At 56.5% G+C, this 6,469-nt stretch carries 3 protein-coding genes; 2 read left to right on the forward strand and 1 reads right to left on the reverse strand.

All coding sequences use genetic code 11. The annotated features are described in order from the left end of the window. Positions 1–4 precede the first annotated feature (4 nt). Positions 5–619: a CDP-alcohol phosphatidyltransferase family protein gene (locus tag ACLIRY_RS18325; RefSeq protein WP_413206869.1), complete on the forward strand. Its 615-nt coding sequence runs from the start codon at positions 5–7 to the stop codon at positions 617–619. A 28-nt stretch (positions 620–647) separates the two neighbouring features. Here ACLIRY_RS18325 and ACLIRY_RS18330 read toward each other — a convergent pair whose 3' ends face one another. Continuing rightward, on the reverse strand, positions 648–2,306 hold the full coding sequence (locus tag ACLIRY_RS18330) for a methyl-accepting chemotaxis protein (protein ID WP_413206872.1): 1,659 nt from the start codon (positions 2,304–2,306) through the stop codon (positions 648–650). An 839-nt stretch (positions 2,307–3,145) separates the two neighbouring features. On the opposite strand from ACLIRY_RS18330, the gene ACLIRY_RS18335 reads away from it, so the two are divergent. Continuing rightward, a complete protein-coding gene (locus ACLIRY_RS18335; protein ID WP_413206870.1) occupies positions 3,146–6,418 on the forward strand; it encodes a hypothetical protein in 3,273 nt (1,090 codons plus the stop codon). Positions 6,419–6,469: the final 51 nt, after the last annotated feature.

Here is a 6,469-nt window from a genome sequence, read left to right on the forward strand (position 1 = left end):
GGGGATGCTGGACCGGCATATCCGCCCCAAAGTCGACCCGGCCCTGAACCAAACCGCCCAATGGCTGGCAGCCCGCCGCCTCACCGCCAATCAGGTCACGGTCCTGGGATTCCTGGTCGGCATGGCCGCAGTCCCGCTGCTGGCGGCCCAGATGTATGGCGCAGCCCTCGGCGCCATTCTCGTCAATCGCATCCTGGATGGCCTGGACGGCGCCCTGGCCCGGGCGACGACCCCCACAACCCTGGGCGGGTTCCTGGACATTACCCTGGATTTCCTGTTCTACGCAGCTGTCCCCTTGGGTTTCGCCCTGGCCGACCCCCTGCGCAACGGCCTGCCCTCGGCTTTCCTGTTGTTCGCCTTCATCGGCACCGGATCGAGCTTCCTGTCCTTCGCCGCCCTGGCCGCCAAGGAAGGCCTCGACCCCGACAGCCGCCAGGGATCCAAGGCAATCCACTACCTGGGTGGGCTGACAGAAGGCACCGAGACCATTGCGGCCCTGTCGCTTTTCTGCCTGGTCCCAGAGGCCTATCCCTGGCTGGCGACGGCCTTCGGCATCCTCTGCCTGATCACGGTCGCGACCCGGTTATGGGTGGGGTATTGGACCTTCAAGGACCGATAACCCACCCGACCGCCCATAAGGCCGCCCATCAGGCGGCACGCATATTATGGAGGAACGTATCCACGCCATCCCGCAGAGACTTTGCTTCCGTTTGCAATTCATTGGCGACGGTGAACATTTGGCTCGCCAGAACGCCCGTTTCCTGAGCCACCGTGGAAACCCGGGAGATGTTCGTTGTGACCTCGGTTGTCCCATCGCTCGCCTGGGCGACATTGCGGGAAATCTCCTGTGTCGCGGCGCCCTGCTGCTCAGCCGCAGAGGCGATGGTGGCCACCACCTCGTCCACTTGGCCAATGATATCCTGGACCTTCTTGGTGGCGGAAATCGCCTGTTGGGTCGATGTCTGAACCCCCGCGATCTGCGCACTGATTTCTTCCGTCGCCCGGGCCGTCTGGTTGGCCAAGCTCTTCACCTCATTGGCAACGACCGCGAATCCTTTCCCCGCATCCCCTGCCCGGGCGGCTTCAATGGTGGCGTTGAGCGCAAGAAGATTCGTCTGGCTGGCGATATCGTTGATGAGATTGATGATCTCGCCGATCTTATTGGCTGCGGCGGCAAGGCCATCCATCGTGCCGTTGGCGTCACCAATCCTCTCCACGGCCGTTCGGGTAATACGAGTGGTATCTTGAACTTGACGGCTGATTTCCTGAATCGACCCACTCAGTTCCTCCGTTGCAACGGCCACGGTCTGGACATTGCTCGACGCCTCCGTCGCCGCAGAGTTGACAAGAGAGCTTTGACGAGACGTTTGGTCTGCCGAGGCTTGCAAGCCATTGGATGCCTCGTGCACCTGCTGAACCGTCAAGCTCACCTTTTCCAGCATTTGGATGATTTGGCCTTCAAAATCCTCCGTCAACGTCTGCCTCTTTTGATTGCGCTCCAAGTCCCGCCGCAACTTCTCCCGCGCTTCGGCTTCAAGTTGGTCGGCCTTGATCATGTTTTCCTTGAACACCAGAACCGACCGGGCCATCTCCCCGATCTCGTCGGTATTCTCCGTGGCGGGAACTGTGACGCCTTTTTCTCCCTCCGCCAACTTGCCCATCACCACCGTCATCAGACCTACGGGGTCGGTGATGGAGCGCGCAATGATCCATCCCATAATGATTCCCAACAACAAGCCACCGACGAGCATCCCGATTAAAGATGTCTTGCTTAGAGACATGACATCAAGCATCTGCTTCTTCAATTCCTGACGGGCTAGTGTTGATTTTTCCTCAATGACAGCAGCCGCCTCGGTCATTTCTTTTACAGCGACATCCAAGGGACTGGTTTCATCCGCATCCTGAAGCGCCATCATTGCGTTTGATTCTCCTCCAAGGTTTACGAAATTCTGAAAACTCTCTTGATATGTCTTTAGCGCAACAAATATATCATCCATTATTTCTTTATTTTTAGGTTTACCCAAACGTTTTTTTAAATCGTCTGCGACATCCTTGAGCTGTTTCGATTTATCTTTTACATCCAAGGCATATTTTTCATGTCCTCGGATGAGGAGATTCTTCTCACTTCGGCGAATTTCCAACACCAGCTTGACAAGCTTGTTTGCGTCATCACTTTTCGCAACCCGATCATCAATGGCGTCCATCGCATACCAAGAAATTCCCGACATGGCCAATATGATGGAAAGAAGCAAACCATATCCCATTAAAATTCGGGAGCGAATTCGGAGTCGATTTAAAATACTCATTTTCACGCCTCTCTTCTTCTTTTGCTTGACGAAGAGCCCACCCAAAAGCCATGCCGTGAAATCAAGGTGTCCGTCTTGCCCGTGGAAACGAGCATCCAGAGTTGATTTCGGTGTCGGTGCTCAAACGCATTGGCGTTGCGGGATTTGCCTCCGTTGCCTGCTCCCACCCTGGAGTCCCGCCTGCGCGGGAATGACGGATAAATTATTGAAATAATGAGAGTTATCTCGGTTTAGGCTCTAAGATTTAAAAGAGAGAATTTTTGGAAAACTGAAAAAATACGGTTTCTTGGAATTCTTAGAGTAAAACTGGATCAGCTTGAGTCAAGCTGGCCCCGTTTCACTCTCATTCTATAGATCTCGGAGCACTCTAGACCGTTTTTCAAGTCACGAGTAAAAAGTAGGCACTGATTTCGCGAGGGACAACCTCCTTTCAGAAAAAAAATTCAACCTTCCCGATGCATTAAAACACAATATTTTCCAAACATTCATTTCATTAATTCTTTAATCCATCTGGCAATTCCGAAAATTCAATAATTCAAAATCAAAAAAGTCATAAAACAAAAGGAAACAGAAACACAAGAAATGGCACTTATAAAAAAATCAATGCCTAATCAGAAATATAAAATTAGGGAGCACATTCCCTTAAGTGGACGATATACTTATTCATAACAAAAAATATTATTCACTATAAGAATGCAATCTATGAATGTCCTGAAAACGATCAGAACAGAACAATATCAGCAGTAAAAATTCCAGAGGAACACAACTTTTAATTTCTTTCCTTGACCACTCCCCAGAAAAGTGGTGCACTTTTGGGAACCAGGAAGAGGGAGGGCTAGATGAAAACATCATTCATAAGTCTGTCAGGTGCCGCTTTTCTTACAGTTTTTTCCTTTTGTGACATAGCCATAGCCCAGCCGCAGACCGGGGGAAGCATTCCGCTTCCCAGCACCATGGCCTTGCAGGATTACGAGGTTAAGGTCTTTTACCCCTGGCTCAACGCAAGGGAGTATGCTGGTGCACCAGGGTGGAAAATGGACCGAACCGTGCGCGACACCGGCCCCTTCATCCAATCCCAGTATTTCGGCACCCACCCTGCGGTACGGATCCACTACTCCCCCGAAATGGTCGACTGGTTGGAGGGCGGTCGGACGGGCCCTGTCCCCAACGGGGCCATCGTCATTAAAGAAATGTTCAACCCACCTGCGGCCCTCTATGGGGTCTTGGCCGATACGCCCTCCCTCAAAAACGACCCAAAAGCCTACGAGGCCCTGTTGGCCGATCTGCTGGTTGGCTGGACCGTGATGATCCGCGATAGCGGCGGCGAGTCCCACGACGGCTGGTTCTATGGGGGACCGTTCAAGGGATCCTCCTTTTCGGACCCCAACGCCACGTCCACCAGCGTGGACAACGGAGTGCAAGTGCCCGTCTCCGGCTTTGGTTCGGGCACCTGTATCCGCTGCCATGCCTCGGCGGAGGACAACAACACCTTCTCGTCCCTGAACAATTTCATGCCCGGGAAGCAAGCGCTTCAGTTCAAGACCGATGAGTCCTGGCGCTCCCGGGAGTTTTTGGAGAAGGGGTCTCCCATTGGCGTGACCCTGCCCGACGGATCCGTGGGCCCATCCACCACCGTTTGGGCCGTTCTGGAAAAACACAGCAAAAAGTGGCCCGAGGCGGAACGGAAGGCCTTGTTCGCCCAACTCAATCTGCCGCCCCAGCAACGCCCCCTGTTCACGCCTCCCCTGTCGGTGGACGCCGCCCATGGCGAGCATGGGGCACCGGTCACCAATGCGGCGCCCATCCCCTCCAAAAACGCCCCAAATGACGCCTTCCTTGCGGCCTTCTCTGACCTGAAGCACATGACGGTCAACCCCAACGAGACAGACAAGACAGCCTTCACCCTGCCATCGGAATATACCGATCACGTTTATCCCGGCGTGGATCCCAAACACTACATGACCGCCAGCAATTGCTATGGCTGTCACGGGGGCTTGGGAGGTGCGCCCTCGGGCGTGTCCATGTTCGTATCTACGGGCAAGTCCTATGGCGAGGGCTATAACCTCTCGCCCTTCGGCGAATGGCGCTGGTCCCCCATGGGACTGGCGGGACGGGATCCCATTTTCCACGCCCAACTCGAGTCGGAAATGATCATCCTGCTCAAGGAGAACGGCCAACTCAAGGGGGGCCAGCCCGCCTCGACAGAGGCCGTCGCCACGACCCAACAGGCGGTGGTCGACACCTGTCTGCGCTGCCACGGCGCCATGGGCCTGCGCCAAATGGGTCTGGACGAGGGGGGAAGCATCCTCAACCCCCATTTTGATCCGCGCCTGTTCTATCTAACCGAACCCCTGACGGCGGAGGAGCAAAAAACCCCTTCCTACATCCCGCCGCCCAACCAACCCAACCCGCCGGTCGGCCCCCTGAACTATGCCCAGCATGACTATGGCGAGTTGGCGCGGGACGGCATCAGCTGCGCGGTCTGCCACCACATCGCCCCGCCCGACGCAGGTGAGGCCTCTGCCTGGGCCGATGGCATCCGGGCTGACCACCCCAAGTGGATCGGTGACAGCAAGGATATGGTTCGGTCAGATATCCTCCTCTACTCCATGGCCAAGACCAACACGGGCATCTACCAACGGTCCGAAGCCACGGACCTGCTTGGCCCCTTCGATGACGTCAAGCCCAAGCCCATGCAACACGCCATGGGCACCACACCCAAGGGTGCTCCGCCGATGGAAGCGGGCGCCCCACCCTTCACCGCCGATTCCGCCATGTGCGGCACCTGCCACACCATCAACCTGCCCAATATAGGCGCGACGGAGGACAAGTATCCGGTCCTGACGGCCATGGAACCCAACACCACTTTCCAGGGCATTCCCCATGGCATCGAGCAGGCCACTTATCTGGAATGGGTCAATTCCCTCTCCGGCCCGGGTAAGAACAACCTGACGGCGGCCCAAAATCCCAACTTCAAAAGCTGTCAGGACTGCCACATGCCCAACCAGTTCACCGAACTGGACGGCAAGACCTTGCCCGAGCCCATTGATCCCCTGGTCAGCCAGATCGCCACCATCCAGGATTCCACCTATGCCCAGGCAGAGCACCAACTGCCCGCAGAAGACATTGACATCCCCCTCCGCCCCAACTACCGGCGCCACCAACTGGTCGGCCTAAACGCCTTCATGATCGAGATGACCCAGCAGTTCCCCAGTATCCTGGGGGTCGATCAAGCCGACTATGAAAGCGGAGCCACCAACGGGTCTGACCTGGCCATTGACAACATGGCCTTGTCCATCAAGGAAGGGCGGGTGGCAACGGTGGCGATCACCGATACGGTCCTTGATCCCAAGGATGGCACCTTGGTGGTCGATGTCGAGGTGGTCAACAAGACCGGCCATCGCTTCCCCAGCGGCGTCGCCTTCCGTCGGGCCTGGGTGGCCCTGACCGCCTTCGGCGAGGACGGCTCCGTCCTCTGGAGCTCCGGTGCGGTCAACGAAGGCGGGTTGATCACCGATAGCCATGGCGATCCCCTGCCCTCTGAACTGCTGACGGGCGAGGATTACCAACCCAACCACCAGGTCATCACCCAGGACAACCAGGTCCAGATCTATGAGGAACTGGTGAAGAATGCCTCCGGTGAGTTCACCACCAGCTTCATCCACCGGGTAACACACATCAAGGACAACCGGCTGCTGGCTCCGGGCTGGGTCCCGGCAAAGGAGTTCGCTGGGATGGAGACAGACTCCGGCATTGGAAATCAGGGCGAGATGATTCGGGAGTTCATGGCTTCCACCGACCCAACCGGAGTGGAGGGGGATCCGGACTTCGCCCGCAGTCCAAGCGACGGGGCCGACCATGTCCAATACCGGATTTCCCCCGACGCCCTGGGCAAAGGCAAGGTCGCAAGCATAGAGGCGAAGCTGTACTACCAGTCTTTCATGCCGGCTTGGTTCTACGAGCGCTTCCAACTGGCCAACGAAGCCAAGGCCGCAGGCTATTCGACACCAGAAACAGACCGCTTATTCTACCTGGCCGGACGGTTGAACGTGGACAAAACCCTGGTGAGCGGCTGGAAGATCGAAATTGCCTCTGACGCCAAGGCCATGTGAGCCTCCGAACGGCCACCGGACGAGGTGACGTAAGCGGGGTTTGTCCGATCA

The sequence above is a fragment of the Rhodospirillum sp. A1_3_36 genome (genome assembly GCF_047263945.1).
Lineage (GTDB): Bacteria > Pseudomonadota > Alphaproteobacteria > Rhodospirillales > Rhodospirillaceae > Rhodospirillum.

Coding starts and splice junctions, on each gene's coding strand:
- ACLIRY_RS18325 (WP_413206869.1), top strand. CDS start 5: ATGCTGGACCGGCATATCCGCCCCAAAGTCGACCCGGCCCTGAACCAA.
- ACLIRY_RS18330 (WP_413206872.1), bottom strand. CDS start 2,306: ATGAGTATTTTAAATCGACTCCGAATTCGCTCCCGAATTTTAATGGGA.
- ACLIRY_RS18335 (WP_413206870.1), top strand. CDS start 3,146: ATGAAAACATCATTCATAAGTCTGTCAGGTGCCGCTTTTCTTACAGTT.